Raw genomic sequence first — 19,177 nt, forward strand, 5'->3', positions numbered from 1 at the left:
CGCCGCTGAGGGAGGGCGGCTACCCTCTCTCAGCGTTCCTTTCTGACCCATTCGGCAGCGAAAGTCATAAGACAAGCAATTCCAGTAAAAGTGTGGAACGGTTTTCCGTTCGGAATTGCGTCAAAACGAAAAAATAGAGCGGTTCAGCGTTTCCGGGAAACGACGAACCGTTCTAGGCCCGGACAGGCCTCCTTCGAGGGAGAACAATCATGGCTCACGCCCAGCAGGAACTGGTCGAATTCGTTATCAGCAAAACCTTCAACCCGGTCATGCGGGCCAAACCGGACGGAAAATCCGATGCCGAGCGCAAGACGCTCGAACATGTCCAGCAGGCCACGAAGACCGAGATTGAGCGCTATCGCCGTTACGGCTCGGCCGAGGAGGTCGCGACCAATTTCAAGCGCGACCTGAATTCCGACGCTGCCAAAAAGTTGCACGCCCAGCTGCGCCGACTGCATCTGCCGACGATCGAGGACATTCGTGACGACTTCGAGGACAAGGCCCGCAAGCTCGGGGTCAAGGCCTCGTCGTAGATCCGCGACCGATCGCCTCGGTGACGTCCGTCAGGCTGTCATCACAAACCGTCCTTGGTCGGAGGCCACCCTGACCGAACCGTCTCGGGGATGTTGTCCGACGTCAGATCGCCCCGATTGAGCTTTTCAATCGCTTCATCGGCTTCGCTTTCGTCGAGACCGGAAAGCGGCAATCCATCGACCACGACGGCTTCGTCGCTCTCGCTGTCATAGACCTCCCAGAGGCCTTCCGGATCCTGTCGTTTGTCGTAAACGGTTGGCATGGCCATTTCCGTAACCACTCCTGCAGGCAACGCCGCTATTGCACGCCCGCCACCCATTTCAGGGCCTGGGCCTTTTCGTCCTCCGGGAACACCCGCGCCTCGATTTGCGGAAACAGCGCGTCCGTCATTTCCGTGGCGGCCTTGATCTACTGCTTGTCGGAAATCACCGCGGCACGTTTGAAGCGGTGGAGCTCGCCAAGTTTGCTCAGCCCATACTGCAGGTCGCGCCGCAAGGCGCCAGCCGTCATGTCCTCGAAATCGGCAAGATCGGTCAGGACGCCGATGTCCTTGTGGTCGCTCAGTTTCGCTTCGATTGCCGGGATGACTCTGTCGTAGTCGTCCGCCGTCACGGTGCCGGTGACACGAAAGGCGGCTACGTTCTGGGGAGCGGAAATCATCTCGATCATTTTTTCCTCCGGTTTCTGACTGGCTGGCTGCCTGAAACAAACTCGGGCCATTCGCGGATGTTCCCTGCCAAAGGCGTGTTTCACTTCGACCTAAAATGACGATCGGCCGGCTTCCCGATCGGCCCTCGGATCGCCCGGGTGACGACGGTGTAACGCGTGATTTGGCCCTCCTCGGGGTCCTCTCCGTCGAAGTGGATTTCTGCATTCAGCGGCAGCTGCGCGGTGTTGCCGAACTGCTTGACCGCGGAGACATGCACAATCTGCACGTCGGGGTCACGCGTCATGGCCTCCATTGCTGCCAGCTCGGCGCTGCTGCTGCCACCGATCCGCCAGCTGGCTTCCAGCACACCCGATCGCCAGATGCCCGAGGAATCGACACCTTGGCCGATGTCGTAGTTGCGCCGTGAGGCGAAAAATCCGGGATAACCATCCATCGCTGCGTCATAGGTTCTCGCCTGCGCCACGGCCAAACCCAGCGTCGGCGATAATCGCAGCTCATCCAGCGCCTCCCATCCGCCGCGCACGACGACCAGATCGGATCCGCCGTAAACGGGCTGTCCGTCGTTGTCGGTCGTCGTCCGCTGGGTGCCGTAATAGCTGATCGACAATTCGTCGATCATGGTTCTGCCAACGCTCAGCGTAACGATGTCGCGAAGCTGCGTTTCGAGAACAAGGCCGTATTCGCTTAGGTCAGAGGATGGATATTGGTCCAGCAGCCTTTCGACATCGCCGACCGTCGCGGCGGTGTGCTGGTCGCGGCCCCGCGAAGCGCGCGGTGGCTTGAACCGGACCAGCCCGAGCTCCAGCAGACGTTGCGCTGCGCGCAGCGCGTCGTGGCGTGAAAATGCGGTGTAACCGGGCAGTACGGCCGCGGCGACGGCCCTGCCGAAGCCGGCGTGCCATTCTTTTGGCCGTGCCGCCGATCCGTCCACCAGCTCGTGGGTTATGGCCTTGGTGGTTGCGAGGCGCCAGGGCACCACACCGCCGAAGAGGTCGTCCGGCCCGTTTATGCCCAGTTGGAGCGCATCGACGGCAAGCAGGCTGTCGTCCGGCACGAAATACAGTCGGCCACTGTCACCGCCGCCGTCACGCAGGCCCTGGCGGAAGGCAAAGCCCTTCAACGCCGCAATCGTGCGCGCAACGGCAGCGACGGTTTCCCGCTCGTGGGTATAGATTGTCTCGCCGCCCGGCACGGAGAATGCGACCACAACACCTTTCGCCCCGCTTGGTTGCTTACCGCTTAGCCCGGTCATGTCGCGCCCTTCGTCCATTGCCGAGCCTCTTGCCGCCATTCCGCGGCGATGCGTCCGAACCGAAAAACCCGCTTCCTCGGCGAATGTTCCGGCCAACGGCCGGCTGCGGGTTTGACCAGGTGGCTGCCCGGAACATCGGTGGCTCGCGGTTGTTATGCGGGAACCTCAGCCAGGGAGATCGAGACCATGGCTTTCACGCTCAAAGCTCTGCCTTTGCCGATGGCGAAAAAATACCGCCGCGCTATTCCCGCGACGGCGGCAACGTCTCGCCGCCATTGGAGTGGACGGACGCGCCGCAAGGAACCAAAAGCTTCGTCCTGGCCGTCGAGGACCCCGACGCCCCTTCAGGCATGTTCCGTCATTGGGCGGTCTACGACATCGACGCACAGCGGAACTTTCTTCCCGAAGGCACGACCGCCGGCGCCAAGACCGAGAGCCTCGGACACGGCGTCAATGATTTCGGCAATCCTCATTATGACGGCCCCCAGCCGCCGCCTGGGCATGGGCTCCACCATTACCATTTCCGGCTTCTTGCGGTCGACGTCGAGACGCTGCGTCTCGACGAGAAGGCTGCCGTCGAAGACGTGCTGAAACAGGCCGCGCCGCACGTCGTGGGAGAGGCCGAGCTCGTCGGCACATTCGAACGGGCTTGAGACCGGAGCTCGCTGTCGCATGAACTGCGGCGAACGGCCGGAATAATCGCTAAAGCGCGTCGCGTTCGATCGGCCTCATGCGACGCGCTTTAGATTCTTGTTTTTACGCATGTCGTTATCACAAAACCGCTGCACACTTTTGCGCGACATGCATCAGCGGTTCATGTTCATGATCGCGTTCATCGGCATCAAATTGTGGTCGAGGTTGGCCATGATCCAGATCGAGCCGCCAATCACCAGAACTACGATCAGCACGCCGAAGGCAAGCGCTAGAGCGTTGTTGGTGTTGTCCGGCCCCGTCGTGATGTGCAGGAAGAAGACGAGATGCACGCCCATCTGGGCGATCGCAAGCACGACCAGCGCCACCGGAATGCCGGGTGCCCATATCAGGTTGGTTCCGAGCAACCAGAACGAGGCGATGGTCAACAGCGTTGCCAGCCCGAGGCCGATCACATAGCCGCGTAGCCCGGATCCGACTTCGGTGTCGCCGAGGTATTCGTCACCCGGCGCCGTATCGATGTCGTAGCGCTCCAGCCCATCGGTGTCGCGCCGTTGCGCGTGGCGATCGTCCGCATTGCTCATCGACTTGCTCCCAGGAGATAGACCACCGTGAACAGGGCGACCCAGATGATGTCGAGGGCGTGCCAGAACAGGCTGAAGCACATGAAACGCCGAAGAATATCGTCACGGAATCCCTTGGCGAAGATCTGCGCCATCATCGTGAGCAGCCACAGCAGCCCCGCCGTCACGTGAAGGCCATGGCATCCAACCAGCGTGAAGAACGCCGACAGGAAAGCACTGCGCGTCGGTCCGGCATCGCGGGCAACCATATGGGCGAACTCGCGCAACTCGAGCAGGATGAAGCTGGCGCCGAGCACGAAAGTGACAGCCATCGCGACATAGAACCAGGAGCTTCGCCGCGCTGTCACGGCGAGGCTGGCGAGACCGCAGGTAAAACTCGACAAAAGCAGGGCCGCCGTCTCGATCGCGACGTTGCGCAGGTCGAACAGCTCGGCCCCGCTTGGTCCGCCCGCCGTCTTGCCCGCCAGCACGGCGTAGGCCGCGAAGAAGGCCGAGAACATCACGATGTCGCTCAGGAGGAAGATCCAGAAGCCGTAGCCGACGACGATCCGGATCGGTGCCGGGCCGCCGTCGCCGTGGCCAGGTGCATGGCCGTGCCCGCCATGGAGGCGGTAAGGGTCACGCTCTCGAACATCGATCGCGGTCATGGCCTTGGCCCTGTGTAGGTAACCAGCGCCTCGCGGCGGGCACTTCGGTTGGCGCGGTCGATCCGGGCGACTTCGGCGGCAGGAATGACGTATTCGGGGATGTCGCGCCACGCGAATACGACGAAGGTGGCCAAAGCACCGAGAGCGCCGAGCGCCACCATCCACCAGATGTGCCAGATGAGGGCAAAACCCATTACGGTCGCAAAGAAGGCGCAGATGAACCCGGTGGGACTGTTGCGCGGCATCTCGATCGGCTCGTAGTCAGGCTCGTCGCGCAGCCGGTTTTGCTCGCGTGCCCGCTGCTTGATGCTCCAGTAGGGCTCTTCGCCCTCGACATGCGGAAGCGCGGCGAAGTTGAAGACCGGCGGCGGCGAGGGCGTGGCCCATTCCAGCGAGCGGCCGTCCCAGGGATCTCCGGTGGCGTCGCGAAGCGCCGCGCGCTGCCGGATGCTGACGACGAGCTGTACGATCTGCGCGACCACGCCGGCGGTAGTGATTAACATGCCGACGCCGGCAGCCAGCACCCAGGGATACCATGCCGACACGTCGAAATGCTGCATTCGGCGGGTCATGCCGAGCAGGCCAACAGCGTAGAGCGGCACGAAAGTGACGTAGAAGCCGATCAGAGTCAGCCAGAAGGCCAGCTTGCCCCAGCCCTCGTGCAGCCGGAAACCGAATGCCTTTGGAAACCAGTAGGTATATCCCGCGAAGGCGCCGAACAGCACACCGCCGATGATGACGTTGTGGAAATGCGCCACCAGGAACAGGCTGTTGTGGAGCAGGAAATCGGCCGGCGGCACGGCCAGCAACACGCCCGTCATACCGCCGATGACGAACGTCACCATAAAGCCCAGCGACCACAGCATTGGCGTCGCGAAGCGGATGCGGCCGCCATACATGGTGAACATCCAGTTGTAGATCTTCACGCCGGTACCGACAGCAATGATGCTGGTGGCGATGCCGAACGCGGCGTTGACGTCGGCGCCGGCGCCCATGGTGAAGAAGTGGTGCAGCCACACCATGAAGGAGACGATGCAGATGAAGAGCGTCGCGGCCACCATCGAGCGGTAGCCGAACAGCGGCTTGCTGGAGAAGGTGGAGATGACCTCCGAGAAGATGCCGAACGCCGGCAGGACGAGGATATAGACCTCGGGATGGCCCCAGGCCCAGATCAGGTTCACGAACATCAACATGTTGCCGCCGGCTTCATTGGTGAAGAAATGAAAGCCGAAATAGCGGTCGAGCGTCAGCATCGCGAGCGTGGCGGTGAGGATCGGGAAGGCGGCGACGATGAGCAGGCTGGCGGCGAGTGAGGTCCAGCAGAACATCGACATGCGCAGGTAGCTCATGCCGGGCGCCCGCATCTTCAGGATCGTGGTGACGAAATTGATCCCGGTGAGCAGCGTTCCGACGCCCGATATCTGCACCGCCCACAGATAATAGTCGACGCCGACGCCCGGTGAGTAGGCGGTCTCGCTGAGCGGCGGGTAGGGCAGCCATCCGGTACGGGCGAATTCTCCGATCACCAGCGAGATGTTGACCAGCAGCGCACCGGTGGCGGTGAGCCAGAAGCTCACCGAGTTGAGCGTCGGAAAGGCAACGTCGCGGACGCCGAGCTGCAGCGGCACGACCAGGTTCATCAGTCCGATGACGAACGGCATCGCCCCGAAAAAGATCATGATGGTGCCGTGGGCGGAAAAGACCTGGTTGAAGTGATCGGGCGGCAGATAGCCGGGCGCCTGGAAGGCGAGGGCTTGCTGGGACCGCATCATGACGGCGTCGCTGAAGCCGCGCAGCAGCATCAGCAGCGCCAGCAGCGTGTACATGACGCCGATCCGCTTGTGATCGACGCTGGTGATCCATTCGCGCCACAGATAGGGGAAATGGCCGGCCAGGAAGACCCAGGCCAGCACGCCGAGGATTGCCAGGGCGACGACCGCCGAGGCGATCATCGGCAGAGGCTGATCGAACGGAATGACGTCCCAGCTCAATTTTCCGAGCATTGTCAGCCTCCTGTCGTGGGCGATACGCTCGGCTCGAGGCGACCGGCCTGGGGACCGGGCGCGGGCGGAACGCCCTGCGTCGCGATTTCATGGAAAAGGTCCGGCTCGACCGAGCGATAGGTCGAAGGCGGCACGTCGATGCTCTGTCTGGCTAGTTCCTGGTAGCTGGCCTTGTCGAGTGCCTGTCCCTGGCTTCGCGCCGAATTGACGAACGCGTCGAAGGCATCCGCTGCGACGGCATGCAGCACGAATTGCATGCCTGGAAAACCGTCGCCGCTGAAATGGGCCGACCGCCCATAGAATTCGCCGGGCTGATCCGCCTGCAGGTGAAGCTGCGTCGTCATGCCGTTCATCGTATAGATCATGCCGCCGAGCTGAGGCACGAAGAACGCGTTCATGACGCTTGCCGAGGTAAGCGAGAAATGCACCGGCCTGCCCGCCGGCACCACGAGCTGGTTGATGCTCGCGACATTCTGCTCGGGGTAGATGAACAGCCATTTCCAGTCGAGCGAGACGACCTGCACCTCAAGCGGCTTTTGCTGCGAATCCAGCGGCTTCATTGGATCGAGGTCATGCGACCCGATCCAGATGATGCCGCTCAGAAACAGGATGACGAGGATGGGGATCGACCAGACCACCAGTTCGATGCGTCCGGAATAGGCCCATTCCGGCAGGTACCGTGCTCTTGTGTTGGTTTCCCGGAACCACCAGGCAAAGCCGAGCGTCGCCACGATCGTCGGGATGACGATGGCCAGCATTATAGCAACCGAATTGAGCAGGATCGCCCGCTGCGCCGCCCCCACCGGCCCTTGCGGATCGAGCACGCCGCCCTGGCAGCCGGCAAGCAGCCCGACCAGCAAAATCGTCGCGCCGAGGCAGCCAAGACGGATGGCGGCACAGTTTCGAACGATCACCCTCAGCAGCATGAGATCTCGCCGTTTCCTGAAAACCGATTGGAACGTTGCAGGCAGCGTGGCTGCCAACCCCGAATGTGCGCGCCGGTGTGCTCCTGGCGACAGTTTCTTCACGCACGCGGCTCCGGCTGGCAGAACCACATGCGGCGGACGTCATCGTTAAGCGGTCGACCTGTCGAGAACCCCTCCAAATCCTAACAAACCAGAGCCAAATCCTGAAAAACCAGAGCCAAATCTTAAGAAACCAGCGACAGGACCCAGATCGAAGTTATCGCCAGAAACGTGGCGAATGCCAAGGCGGTAAACCGGTTCATGGCCGCGCCCACCGTTGGTCCATTTAGTCCGCTCCCCGCGACTCGGCGCTGAATCCAGTGACGCATGATGCTGCTCAAGATGGCTGCGCCAACCGAACGAATGTTCGTCGCGAAAGTTCCCAAAAAGCCAGATCCATCGCAGCCTTTGGTTGCAGGCCGGCGGCAACGCGATGCGCACCAAGGATGATTGGGCGGCTTTCTCGCCAAACGGAAGCGAGGACTGGCTTTGCGTATGTAAAAACTACTTGTCTAGGTGAAAATAGTTGCTACTAATCGGCTGGGCCGGCGCATGGCCGCCTCTGGGAGGAATTTCGGCATGACAAGACTGCGCGGTCTCGCGTGGGATCACCGACGCTGCTGGGGTCCGCTCGACGCCAGCATCGGGCCGTATTGTGCCGCCAATCCCGGTCTTGAGATCGAATGGGACCGCCGCAGCCTCTACGAATTCGGCGAGGGCGCGCTTGGTCCGGTGCTCGGCGCCTATGATCTTGTCGTGTTCGACCATCCGTTCATCGGCGATATTGCCGAAGGCGGGCTGATGGTGCCGTTCGATTTGTCGGCCGAGCAGCGCCGCGGCTTCGAACGGGATTCCGTTGGCGCGTCCTGGCAATCCTACGCAAGGGACGGGCTTCAATGGGCGTTGCCGATCGATGCTGCCTGTCAGGTTGCCTCGTATCGCCCCGATCTCCTGGAGCGCTACGGACCGCTGCCGCGCAGCCATGACGAGGTGCTGGAGCTCGGCCGGCGCGCCTTGAAGGACGGCAAATGGCTTGGGCTGCCGTTGGTGCCGACTGACGCCATGTGCCTGCTTTTGACGCTGGGCGAACCGCGGGAAGACGGCGACGAGTTCATCGCCGCGGAAAAAATCGAGCGGGCCGTCGGGCAATTGCGCCAGCTTGCAGCGCTGTCGCATCCGAACTCGCCGAAATGGAACCCGATCCGTTGCTACGATCACATGATCGGGCATGACGACGTGGTCTACGTGCCGTTCGCCTTCGGCTATGTGAACTACGCCTCTAAGGCAGACAGGCCGTATCTGCGCTTCGCCGACGTGCCGACGCCGCAATCCGCCGGCGCCTTGCTCGGCGGCGCCGGCATCGGCGTCAGCGCCCAATCGAAACACAAGCAGGCAGCCATCGATTACGCGCTGTTTCTGTGCTCGCCCGGCTATCAGCGCGGCGACTATGTGAAATCCGGCGGACAGCCGGGGTCGCTGGCGGCGTGGCAAGATGCCGAGGTCAACGCTCTCTCGGGCGGCTTCTTCGCCTCGACGCTGGCGACGATCGAAGCCTCCTATCTGCGCCCGACCCATCCGGGCTTCATCAGCTTCTTCCGCCAATGCGCCCCTCATGCCGCGGCGGCGATCGCCGGCGAATTGCAGGCGGCCGAGCTCGCGGATCGGCTGAACCGGCTCTATCGCGAGACCAGGCATGGCCAGCCGCAACGGAGCGTCGCGTAATGGCCGCCGATATTGCCCAGATCGTCGACGAAGGCGAAAGCGGCCGCAACGGCTATCGGGTGCCGGCGGTGGAGAAGGCGCTCGACATACTGGAATTCATGGCTGCCAGCGGCGAGCCGCTGACCCAAACCGAGATCGCCACTGGAATGGGGCGCTCCATTCACGAGATCTACCGCATCCTGCTGCTGCTGGAGAAGCGCGGCTACATTTTCCGGACGCAATCGGACCGCTTCCGCCTGTCGCTGAAGCTGTTCGAACTGGCGCATATGCATCCGCCGGTGAACCGCCTGGTCGAATGTGCGCTGCCGGTGATGCGCGGCCTCGCCGCCAATGCCGACCAGAGCTGCCATCTGGTCGTGCGCGAAGGCGAGAGCGCACTGGTCGTGCTGCAGATCGATTCGCCTTTGCCGATGCGTTATTCGGTTGCCCTTGGCTCGCATTTCCCGATACTCGAAACGAGCTCCGGCGCGGTGCTGCTGGCGCATTCGAGCCGCGCCGAGCGTGACCGCATCGTCGAACGGATCGTCGCCGCAGGCGAAGGCCAAGGCAGCCGGGCGGAAATCGAAGCGCGGCTGAACGAGGTCGCAAGGCTCGGCTATGAAATGCGCGCCTCGCTGGCTGTCGAGGGCTGCACCAACATCTCGATGCCAGTGCGCGACCATACCGGCGCCGTCATTGCCGCGCTCACCGTCCCCTTCCTGCCGCAAAAGGCCGCCCGCTTCGATCGCAGCACCGTCTTCGAGCGGACGAAGGCGGCGGCCGAGACGATATCGGCGGCGCTGGGCGCGGGCGAAGCTGCCGTCTCTTCACGTGCCGACCCGGAACGGCGGGACTATCCGTTCAGCAACTGACAAGAAATACAGGGAGAAGAAACATGAACTGGTCCAAATCGATGCTGTTTGCCTCGGCGGCGGTGCTTGCTCTGAGCGCCGCCGCGGCACACGCCGAAAACATGCCGAAGCGCATCGGCTACGTCACCAACTACGCCACGCATGAGTGGTATCAGAACGTCATCAAGGGCATGCAGTCCCGCGCCAAGGAACTCGGTATCGAGCTCGAGGTGCAGGACGCCAATCTGGACGTTGCCAAGGAGGTCTCCGCCGCCGAAGATTTCATGGCCAAGGGCGTCGACGTCCTGATCATCACGCCCGTCAACGAGGAAGGCGTCGTGCCGTTGCTGCGCCAGGCGAAATCCAACAACGTTCCAGTCGTGCTCGAAGGCAATCCGGTCAAGGGCATGACCACAATGGTCGCGATCTGCGACTACGACACCGGCTACACCGCCGGCGTCGAAGCCGGCAAATACGCCAAGGAAAAGCTCGAAGGCAAAGCCAAGGTGATGAATGTCGGCCTGCCGCTGCTGTCCGCCACGGTGCTGCGGTCGCAGGGTTTCATGGATGGCCTCAAGACCATCATCCCCGACGCGGTCATGGTCCACGACCTCGACGGCGGCGGCAATCCCGATCGCGCGCTCGAGGTCTCTTCGGCGGCACTTGCCAAGAACGCCGACATCAACATCATCTACGGCATCAACGATTCCTCCTCGCTCGGCGGCCTTCAGGCCTGGAAAGCGGCCGGCAAGTCGCAGGATGGCCTGTTGACGGTCGGCACCGGCGGCGAAGGCCTTGCCTTCATCAATGCGATGCAGAACGAGCCGTCCTATCGCATCGAAGCCGCGATGTTCCCGGAAAAGGAAGGCTACACCGCCATCAATGCAGCGGTTAAGCTCTTCAACGGCGAAGAGGTGCCGGAACACATCGTCAGCCCGACCGCGCCGATGAACGGCGACGACTGGAAGAAGTTCTACGACTACGATGGCACCACACGCAAAATCAAATGGGATGCCGTCAATGCGCTTCAGCCACCGGAAAAATGCATGAAAACTTCCGCCGATCTGAAGAAGTAAGGATTCCGGCTAGCCCTTCCCGCGCGGCGGGAAGGGCATCGGATCGGATGCCGACGGCAAAACAGGTCAACCGTCCTGTTTTGGCCGGCAGTTTCCAGACGGCGACGGCACCCGATGCGGCCCGGAAATGAAATGGACATGAGCGAGCTTACGCAATCCTCCGCGCCAAGGCGTTTCATCGGCGGCCAGCTGCTGGGCAGCAGCCAGCTGGTGCTCGGCGTGATCCTGGCCGTGCTCTGCATGGCCATCTCGATTGCCGCGCCGCAATTCTATTCCGAGGCCAACATCATCGCCATCCTGCGCCAATGCGCACTGGTGCTGATCGTCGCCTCAGGCATGACGATGCTGATCATCACCGCGGAAGTCGACCTGTCGGTCGGTGCATCGCTGGCTTTTGTCGGCTGCATCGGCATGGCCGTGCTCAATTCGACGCACAGCCTGACGCTCGGGCTGCTGGCGGCGCTCGCCTTTGCCGGTGCCGTCGGCCTGTTCAACGGGCTGGTCGTCACCAGGCTCAAAGTGAACTCGCTGATCGCCACCATCGGCACCATGATGATGCTGCAGGGCGGCGTTTACCTGTTCACCCGCGAGGCGGTGCAGAACCACCACCGGCTTGCCGGCTTCACCGATCTCGGCGCCGGCTATATCGGCGCGATCCCGCTGCCCGTGGTCGTTGCCGCGGTGATTTTCGCGCTGGCCGCGGCAACGCTGCGCTTCACCACGCTCGGCCGTTATCTCTACGCTGTCGGCGCCAACGAGCGCGCGGTTCGTCTCTCCGGCGTGCGCTCGCAACGGCTGAAACTGTTCGCCTTCGTCGTCACCGGCCTGTGCGTCGGCATTGCCGGCATGATCCTGTCGTCGCTGATGAATGCCGGCCAGCCGACCGCCGGCCGCGGCTTCGAGCTGACGGTGATTGCCGCCGTCATCCTCGGCGGCACCAGCCTGCTTGGCGGCCGCGGTTCGCTGCTCGGCACGTTGCTTGGAGTGCTCGTGCTGAAGGTCATCGACAACGGCATCATCATCCTCGGCTGGAACCAGGATCTGCAGATGGTGGTGCCTGGAATCGTCATCATCCTGGCGACCTATCTCGACATCGTGCGGAACAGAGCCAATGTCGGTTGATTTCCTTCACCCCGGCGAAACCGTGGCTGTCGACAAAAGCGTGCCGGCGCTGGAGATGCGCGGTATCGGCAAGCGTTTTCCCGGCGTGGTGGCGCTGGACAATGTCGATCTGACCTTGGAACCCGGCAAAATCCATGCCCTGATGGGCGAGAACGGCGCCGGCAAGTCGACGCTGATCAAGATCATGGCCGGGGTCTACGGCAAGGATGCCGGCACCATCCGCCTGCGCGGCCGCGAGGCCGACATCAAGTCGCCGCGCGATAGCCTGAAAGAGGGCATCAAGGTGGTGTTCCAGGAGATCGCGCTGATCGCCGAATTCAGCGTCGCCGAAAACATCTTCCTCGAAGGCTATCCGACCGGCAAAGGCGGCTCGATCGACTGGAAGAAGATCCGTGCCGATGCGGCCGCTCTGTTCAAGCGTATCGGCTTCAATGTCGACCCGGCGGCGCGCACGGGATCGCTGCCGGTCAGCCAGCAGCAGATGGTCGAGATCGCCCGCGCACTCGCCCATGAGGCCCGCGTCGTGGTGATGGACGAGCCGACCTCCTCGCTGACGCCGAACGAGGTCTCGCTGCTGTTCACCGTCATCCGCCGGCTGGCCGCGCTCGGCATCGCGGTGCTCTATGTCAGCCACAAGCTCGACGAGGTCTTCGAGATCGCCGACACCGTGACCGTGCTGCGCGATGGCCGCCACGTCTCGACCAGGCCGATCGGCGAGCACACCAACGACACACTGATCCAGGACATGATCGGCCGGCGCATCGAAAACCTGTTCCCGCGCAAGCGCGGCGCGCCGGGCAGCAAGGTCGCGCTTTCCGTTGAAGGGCTCAGCACCGCCAAGAAGCTGAAGGATGTGTCGTTCGAGGCGCGTGCCGGCGAGGTCCTCGGCTTCTTCGGCCTGATGGGGGCCGGCCGGACCGAGCTCGCCAAGGCCATCGTCGGCTACGACCCTATCACTTCCGGCGCCATTTCGGTCGATGGCAGCCGGTTGCTGCCGCACGAAACGCACACCGGCGTCCGGCTCGGCATCGGCCTGCTCACCGAGGACCGCAAGAGCGAGGGGCTGATGGGCGAATTGCCGGTCTACCAGAATGCCAGCCTCGCCTCACTCGGCGCCTTCGCCAGAATGGGCTTTGTCGACAAGGTCAGCGAACGCAACGCGGTGCAGGACTATGTCGACCGTTTCCGCATCCGGACGCCCAGCCTGTTCCAGCAGGTCAAGAATCTGTCCGGCGGCAATCAGCAGAAAGTGCTGATCTCGCGCTGGCTGATGCGCGGTCTCAAGGTGATCGTCGTCGACGAGCCGACCCGCGGCATCGACGTCGGTGCCAAGTCGGAGATTTTTGCGCTCATCGACCGGCTCGCCGGCGAGGGCCTGGCGGTCGTCATGATGACGTCCGAAATGCCCGAGCTGCTGGGGCTTGCCGACCGCATCGCGGTGATGTGCGAAGGCCGCCTCACCGCGATCATGCCTCGCGACGAGGCCACGCAGGAGAACATCCTCAATGCGGCGATCGGCTAAGACGATGACGCTTCGCAAAGGGACCAAGCGATGAGCCTGGCAAGCACCGACACCATGAAAGCTGGGCCGTCCATGCTGGCGCGGCTCGTCGCGCGGCAGGAATTGGCATTGCTCCTCTGCCTCATCCTGGTGATCGCGTTCTTTTCCTTCACCGCCGAGAATTTCTTCTCCGTGCGCAACATCACCAATGTGCTCGGTCAGGCTTCGCTGGCGCTGACAGCCGGCATCGGCTGCGCCATCGTCTTCATATCAGGCGAGGTCGACATCTCGATCGGCTCGCTGCTGGCGACCATCGCCCTGCCGCTGATCATCATCATGAACGACACGAATTCTCTGCTGCTCGGCATCAGTGGCGCGCTGCTGTTCGGGCTGATCATCGGCGTCGTGAATGGCTATCTGACGGCCTACGCCGGCATCAACTCGCTGATCGTGACTCTGGGCACGATGTTCATCATGCGCGGCGGCGTTTATCTCTATACCGGCCAGCGCGCTATTCCAGACGATGCCGCGCTCGACAGCTTCATCGCGTTGTCGGACGGCCGCCTGTTCAACGTCGTTCCCTATTCGGCTGTCATCGCCATCGTCCTGCTCGCCGTTTTCGCCTACGTGATGCAGCACCGGCCGTTCGGGCGGCAGATCTATGCCGTCGGCGGCAATCCGGAAGTGGCACGGCTGGCGGGTTACGACGTGCGCCGCGTCAAGTTCACCTGCTTCATCATCAGCGCGCTGCTGGCGACGGTAGCCGGCATCATCCTGGCGGCCCGCGTCGGTTCGGCGCAGCATACGGCCGGGCTGAATTTCGAGTTCCAGGTCGTTGCCGCCACCGTGCTTGGCGGGGTGAGCCTTGCCGGCGGCATCGGCAGCCTGACCGGCATGGCGCTCGGCGTGCTCATCCTGCAGTTCCTGTCCAACGGCCTCCGTGGTCTCGGCCTGCCGACCGAGTGGCAACTGGTCATCACCGGCATGATCATCATTGCCGCCGTCGCCTTCGACGAAGCAAAGCGCCGGCGCGCCATTGGAGGCTGATATGGATCGTCTCAAAGGGAAAACCGCAATCGTCACCGGCGCCGCCGACGGCATCGGCCACGCGATCAGCGAGGCGATGGCAAGGGAAGGCGCGCACGTCTTCCTCGGCGACATCGCCGACGAGAAGGGTGAAAAATTCGCAGCCGAGCTGCGCGCCGCCGGCCACCGCGCCGACTACATCCATTGCGACGTGGCGGAGGAGGCCGACATCGCCGCCCTGATCGACGCAGCCGTCGGCAAGACCGGCCATCTCGATATTCTCGTCAATAATGCCGCCATCGCCATCGGCGGCATGCCGGTTCACGAAATGAGCGACGAGCAGTGGCACCGGCTGATCGCGGTCAACCTCACCAGCGTGTTCCGCGGCTGCAAATATGCGCTGCCGCGCATGATCGCGCAGAAATCGGGCTCGATCATCAACATGGCCTCGGCGCAAGGTCATATCGGGCTCGACGGCTGGACCGCCTATGCCGGCGCCAAGGGTGCGGTGATGGCGATGACGCGCCAGATGGCGGTCGAGTTCGGCCCGCTCAACATCCGCGTCAACTCGATCTCGCCCGGCACCATCAACACGCCGATGAACGACAAATTGGTCAAGGAGATCGGCGGCAATCTCGCCAAGGCCTGGGTCAAGATGCATCCGCTCGGCCGCATCGGCAAACCGTCCGAGGTGGCCGAAGCCGCCGTCTATCTGGCCTCCGACGCCGCCGGCTTCACCACCGGTACCGACCTGCGCGTCGACGGCGGCCTCACCGCAGCACCCCGCTACGTACCCGACCTGCTTTGACAACCAACGAGACATGAAATGAACAAAGCCCTCGAAGGCGTCCGCATTCTCGATTTCAGCCATCTGCTGCAAGGGCCGTTCGCCACGCAGCTGCTCGGCGACATGGGCGCCGACGTCATCAAGATCGAGCGTGCCGGCGCCGGCGACATGTTCCGCGGCATGACCTTCTTCGCCAAATGGGTCGGCGGCTCCGAAAGCCCGAATTTCCTCGCCTGGAACCGCAACAAGCGCTCCATCGCGCTCAACCTGAAAAGTCGCAAGGTGCATGCCATCATCATGGACATGGCCAAGAAGGCGGACGTGGTGGTGCAGAATTTCCGCCCCGGCGTGCTCGCCAGGCTCGGCTATGGCTACGAGGATTTCAGGGCGGTCAATCCCGCCATTATCTATTGCTCGGGCTCCGGCTTTGGCGAAGAAGGCCCCTATGTCGAGCGCCCCGGCCAGGACATGCTGATCCAGGGATTGTCCGGGCTGATCTCCAACACCGGCCGCGGCGATCAGGCTCCTGTTCCGGCCGGTGCCGGCCTGGCCGACCAGATCGGCGCCATGAACATGGTCTACGGCATCCTGTCGGCGCTCTACTATCGCGAGAAGACCGGCAAGGGCCAGAAGATCGAGGTCAATCTGCTCGCCGGCATGCTGGCGCATCTCAATCAGGAATATGTCGCCGTGCTCAATCTCGGCGAGGATTTCGTGCGCCCGAATTCCGGCATCGGCCACCCCGGCATGCAGGCGCCGTTCGGTGTCTATGAAGCGAAGGACGGCGGCTATGTGTCGATCGCCATGAGCCCGTTCAAGACGCTGTATGAACTGCTGGACGCGCCGCAGCTTGCTGTCTACGACGATCTGAAGACGCTGTTCGACAGGCGCGACGAGGTGTTCGACAAGGTCAACGCCGAAACCAGGAAGTTTGCCACGCAGGACCTGCTGGCGCGGCTGCTGGCAGCCGACATCTGGTGTGCCGAGGTGAAGGACATAAGGCGCGCAGCCGAGGACCCGCAGGTCAAGCACATGGGCATGATCACCAGCTACGACCATCCGCGAGGCGGTAAGGTCAGGGTGGTCGCGCCGGCGGTCAAGATGAGCGAGACGCCGGCAACCATCGAGCGGCCGGCGCCGCTGGTCGGCCAGCATGGCCGCGAGATACTGGCCGAGTTCGGCCTCCACAGCGACGAGATCGCCGCGCTGGAGGCGTCCGGCGACATGACCGTGGATGCTGCCTGACGATGAGCGTTTACCAGACACTCACCTTGGAAATATCCGGGCGCGTCGCAGTCGTCACCTTCCGGCGCGCCGATCAGCTCAACGCCATGAACCGGCTGATGCAAAGCGAGATCACCGAGCTTTTCGAGGCGCTGTCGCAGGATGACAGCGTCGGCGCGATCGTGGTGACCGGCGAGGGGCGCGGCTTCATGGCCGGCGCCGACATCAAGGAATACGCTGCCCAGACAGCTATCGAGTTCGACGCCTTCCAGGCCGCCGGCACGCGCATGTATGCGGCGGTCGAGAACAACCGCAAGCCGGTCATCGCCGCGGTCAACGGCTTTGCGCTCGGCGGCGGCATGGAGCTGGTGCTGTGCTGCGACATCGTCATCGCCAACCAGTTCGCGAAGCTCGGCCTGCCCGAGATCAAGCTCGGGCTGGTCCCCGGCGGCGGCGGCACCCAGCGCAGCGTCCAGAAGCTCGGCCGCAACCGCGCCAATTTTCTGCTGATGACCGGCGCCATCGTGCCGGCTTCCGAGTTCGTCGGCGCCGGGCTGGTCAACGAGATCGTCGATGCCGAAAGGCTGATGCCGCGGGCGCTGGAACTCGCCGGCATGATCGCCGCCGAACCGGCCGCCGCAATCGAGGCGCTGAAGGCGCTGACCGCGCATGCCGTGTCGGGCGATCTGGCCGACGGCCTTGCCATGGAGCGCGATGTCCTGGGTGGCCTGTACCGCAGCGAGACCGGCCAGCGGCGCGTCAAGGAATTTGCTGAAAAGAGCGCGATGCGGCCGAAGGCTGCGAAATGACGTCCCTGGTCAAGCAAAACCGGCCGCGCTTCACCGATGTCGAGGGCCTGGCCGCGATGGTCGGCGGCGGCGACGTCTTCGGTGTCGGTGGCCATCATTTTGCCCGGCTGCCGATCGCCTTGTTGCGGGCCATCGCCCGCATGGGCGTCAAGGATCTTCGCTATGTCTGCTGGGCCGGCGGCCTGCCGCTCGAACTGCTTCTCGAAGCGAATGCCGTGGCGGAGGTCGATATCTGCTTTTCCAGCCTCGATATTTTTGGCTTGCCGCCGCGCTTCCGCGCGGCTGCCGAGACCAATGCCGTGCCGGTCCGCGACTGGACGGCGCTGGCCATGATCCAGGCGCTGCGGGCGGGGCAGCAGAACCTGCCGTTGATGCCGTTTCAGCTTCCGGAGGGTTCGGACATGCTGGCGCGCGTGCCGGGTGCGATCGCCGCGCCCGATCCGATCGCGGGAATCACGACCGGGATCATCCCGGCCTTGCGGCTCGATACGTTCGTCGTCCATGCCCAGCGTGCCGACGAGAGCGGCAATGTCCAGATCATCGGACCACGGGCGCTGGATTTCGCCATGGCCGGCGCGGCGCGCGAGGTGCTGGTGACGGTCGAGGAGATCGTCCCGGTCGGAGCGCTGCGGCATGATGGTCGGCAGAGCATTTTGACCCGCAACCAGGTGTCGGCGATCGCGCTGGCACCAGGCGGCGCCTATCCCGCCTCCTGCCTGCCATTCTATGTGACGGATTATCAAGCGTTGGCGGGGGCGTTCGCGGCCAAGGAAATACCTTTGTCGGACAGCCTGAGCATGCCTTCGGAAGGCGTGCCGGAGCGGGTTCAAGACGCTGCAAAAGTCCGCGCTGAAACAGTCCTCGCAATGCCCAGGCTCGTGCACGGCAACAAGGAGGCGTCCATCGACGAGATCATCGCCGCCCGCATCGCCGCTGAGCTCGACAATGAGAGCTTTGCCAGTGCCGGCGCGGTGTCGCCGCTCGCCAATGTCGCCTACCGGCTGGCCAAAGCGACGCACGCGCCGGACATGATCATCGCCACCATGAGTTGCGGCCATCTCGACATAGCACCGAGCCCGATGATCCTGTCGCTGATCGAAAGCCTCGATTGCGAGACGGCGGTGGCGTATGCCGGCGGCGACGACACCTATTCGACCTACTACCAGGCCGGCGCGGTGACGCATGAGATCGTCGGTGCCGCGCAGGTCGACCGCCGTGGGCGCGTCAACACCATTGCGCTGCGCAAGCGTGACGGCAGCCTTATCCGGCTGCCCGGGCAAGGCGGCATGGCCGACGTCGCCAACATGCATCGCGATTATCTGCTCTACGTCCCCCGCCATTCCGTGCAGTCGCTGGTCGAGACGGTCGAGATTGCCAGCTCGGCGCGCGGCCTGTTGACTGAGGCCGAACGCGAGCCGATGGGCTATCGGACCGGCGCGGCATTGGTGTTCACCGACCTTTGCGTGTTTCGGCTCGACGGGGAGAGCCGGCAATTGGCCGTCATCGAGACCATGCCGGGCGTGACGCGCCAGCAGCTCCAGGATGCCACCGGCTTTGCCCTGACATTCGATGCCGATTGCCGCCAAGTTGCGCTACCCTCGAACGAGACGCTCGACATCCTGCGAAACCGCATCGACCCGCTCGGCCTGCGGCGCCTCGAATTCGTCAGCGCCAGGGAGCGCAGCGCCCTGATCGCCGAGATCCTGGCCACCGACCGGCGGATGGTCGAGCGCTGCATCGCCGCACAGCGGTCGCATACTGCACCGGATTGAAG

The 19,177-nt window shown here is 63.4% G+C and carries 19 protein-coding genes; 12 read left to right on the forward strand and 7 right to left on the reverse strand.

Annotation, left to right across the window (positions count from 1 at the left end; translation table 11 throughout):
- The first annotated feature begins 209 nt into the window (after positions 1-209).
- Positions 210-533: a hypothetical protein gene (locus NKJ23_RS24500; RefSeq protein ID WP_352682951.1), complete on the forward strand. Its 324-nt coding sequence runs from the start codon at positions 210-212 to the stop codon at positions 531-533.
- 41 nt (positions 534-574) lie between these two features.
- Here the strand turns inward: NKJ23_RS24500 and NKJ23_RS24505 are convergent, their stop codons facing one another.
- The 3 genes from NKJ23_RS24505 to NKJ23_RS24515 all read right to left on the reverse strand — a co-directional run bounded on the left by NKJ23_RS24505 (position 575) and on the right by NKJ23_RS24515 (position 2,474).
- Entirely contained in the window at positions 575-796 is a 222-nt protein-coding gene (locus tag NKJ23_RS24505) for a hypothetical protein (RefSeq protein ID WP_352588767.1), read from the reverse strand.
- 146 nt (positions 797-942) lie between these two features.
- Entirely contained in the window at positions 943-1,203 is a 261-nt protein-coding gene (locus NKJ23_RS24510) for a SpoIIAA family protein (RefSeq protein ID WP_352682953.1), read from the reverse strand.
- Between the two features lie 80 nt (positions 1,204-1,283).
- A complete protein-coding gene (locus tag NKJ23_RS24515) occupies positions 1,284-2,474 on the reverse strand; it encodes a DUF3182 family protein (protein WP_352682955.1) in 1,191 nt (396 codons plus the stop codon).
- A gap of 131 nt (positions 2,475-2,605) precedes the next feature.
- On the opposite strand from NKJ23_RS24515, the gene NKJ23_RS24520 reads away from it, so the two are divergent.
- Positions 2,606-3,109: a YbhB/YbcL family Raf kinase inhibitor-like protein gene (locus NKJ23_RS24520; RefSeq protein ID WP_352588960.1), complete on the forward strand. Its 504-nt coding sequence runs from the start codon at positions 2,606-2,608 to the stop codon at positions 3,107-3,109.
- 153 nt (positions 3,110-3,262) lie between these two features.
- On the opposite strand, the gene cyoD is transcribed toward NKJ23_RS24520, so the two are convergent.
- From cyoD to cyoA, 4 genes are read right to left on the reverse strand one after another with little or no spacing between them, the layout of a single operon-like run.
- Positions 3,263-3,691, reverse strand: a complete 429-nt coding sequence (gene cyoD, locus NKJ23_RS24525; protein WP_023677049.1) for a cytochrome o ubiquinol oxidase subunit IV — start codon at positions 3,689-3,691, stop codon at positions 3,263-3,265.
- Positions 3,688-4,338 carry a cytochrome o ubiquinol oxidase subunit III gene (gene cyoC / locus NKJ23_RS24530; RefSeq protein ID WP_023677048.1) on the reverse strand — a complete coding sequence of 217 codons (651 nt, stop codon included), beginning with the start codon at positions 4,336-4,338 and terminating at the stop codon, positions 3,688-3,690. The genes cyoD and cyoC overlap by 4 nt, the downstream gene beginning before the upstream one ends.
- Positions 4,335-6,341 carry a cytochrome o ubiquinol oxidase subunit I gene (cyoB, locus tag NKJ23_RS24535; RefSeq protein WP_023677047.1) on the reverse strand — a complete coding sequence of 669 codons (2,007 nt, stop codon included), beginning with the start codon at positions 6,339-6,341 and terminating at the stop codon, positions 4,335-4,337. The genes cyoC and cyoB overlap by 4 nt, the downstream gene beginning before the upstream one ends.
- 2 nt (positions 6,342-6,343) lie before the next feature.
- A complete protein-coding gene (cyoA, locus tag NKJ23_RS24540) occupies positions 6,344-7,267 on the reverse strand; it encodes a ubiquinol oxidase subunit II (RefSeq protein WP_352588758.1) in 924 nt (307 codons plus the stop codon).
- A 618-nt stretch (positions 7,268-7,885) separates the two neighbouring features.
- Between cyoA and NKJ23_RS24545 the strand changes: the two genes are divergently transcribed.
- The 10 genes from NKJ23_RS24545 (at position 7,886) to NKJ23_RS24590 (ending at position 19,175) form a co-directional block, all read left to right on the forward strand.
- The gene (locus NKJ23_RS24545; RefSeq protein WP_352682958.1) at positions 7,886-9,028 is read left to right on the forward strand and encodes an extracellular solute-binding protein; all 1,143 of its coding nucleotides are present in this window, start codon (positions 7,886-7,888) and stop codon (positions 9,026-9,028) included.
- Complete coding sequence (locus NKJ23_RS24550; RefSeq protein WP_352682959.1) at positions 9,028-9,879, forward strand: IclR family transcriptional regulator; 852 nt, start codon at positions 9,028-9,030, stop codon at positions 9,877-9,879. Before NKJ23_RS24545 ends, NKJ23_RS24550 begins: the two co-directional genes overlap by 1 nt.
- Positions 9,880-9,902: 23 nt before the next feature.
- On the forward strand, positions 9,903-10,934 hold the full coding sequence (locus NKJ23_RS24555; RefSeq protein ID WP_352682961.1) for a sugar ABC transporter substrate-binding protein: 1,032 nt from the start codon (positions 9,903-9,905) through the stop codon (positions 10,932-10,934).
- Positions 10,935-11,072: 138 nt separating this feature from the next.
- A complete protein-coding gene (locus tag NKJ23_RS24560; RefSeq protein WP_352682963.1) occupies positions 11,073-12,056 on the forward strand; it encodes an ABC transporter permease in 984 nt (327 codons plus the stop codon).
- The gene (locus NKJ23_RS24565; RefSeq protein WP_352682964.1) at positions 12,046-13,578 is read left to right on the forward strand and encodes a sugar ABC transporter ATP-binding protein; all 1,533 of its coding nucleotides are present in this window, start codon (positions 12,046-12,048) and stop codon (positions 13,576-13,578) included. Before NKJ23_RS24560 ends, NKJ23_RS24565 begins: the two co-directional genes overlap by 11 nt.
- Positions 13,579-13,608: 30 nt before the next feature.
- Complete coding sequence (locus NKJ23_RS24570) at positions 13,609-14,604, forward strand: ABC transporter permease (RefSeq protein ID WP_352501149.1); 996 nt, start codon at positions 13,609-13,611, stop codon at positions 14,602-14,604.
- A 1-nt stretch (position 14,605) separates the two neighbouring features.
- Positions 14,606-15,391, forward strand: a complete 786-nt coding sequence (locus NKJ23_RS24575; RefSeq protein ID WP_352682966.1) for an SDR family NAD(P)-dependent oxidoreductase — start codon at positions 14,606-14,608, stop codon at positions 15,389-15,391.
- Between the two features lie 18 nt (positions 15,392-15,409).
- Positions 15,410-16,615, forward strand: a complete 1,206-nt coding sequence (locus NKJ23_RS24580; protein WP_352682967.1) for a CaiB/BaiF CoA transferase family protein — start codon at positions 15,410-15,412, stop codon at positions 16,613-16,615.
- Positions 16,616-16,617: 2 nt separating this feature from the next.
- A complete protein-coding gene (locus NKJ23_RS24585) occupies positions 16,618-17,403 on the forward strand; it encodes an enoyl-CoA hydratase/isomerase family protein (RefSeq protein ID WP_352682969.1) in 786 nt (261 codons plus the stop codon).
- Complete coding sequence (locus tag NKJ23_RS24590; RefSeq protein WP_352682971.1) at positions 17,400-19,175, forward strand: CoA-transferase; 1,776 nt, start codon at positions 17,400-17,402, stop codon at positions 19,173-19,175. Before NKJ23_RS24585 ends, NKJ23_RS24590 begins: the two co-directional genes overlap by 4 nt.
- The last annotated feature ends 2 nt before the right edge of the window (positions 19,176-19,177 follow it).

This window comes from Mesorhizobium sp. M0184 (assembly GCF_040322215.1).
In the GTDB taxonomy this organism is placed as follows: Bacteria; Pseudomonadota; Alphaproteobacteria; order Rhizobiales; family Rhizobiaceae; genus Mesorhizobium.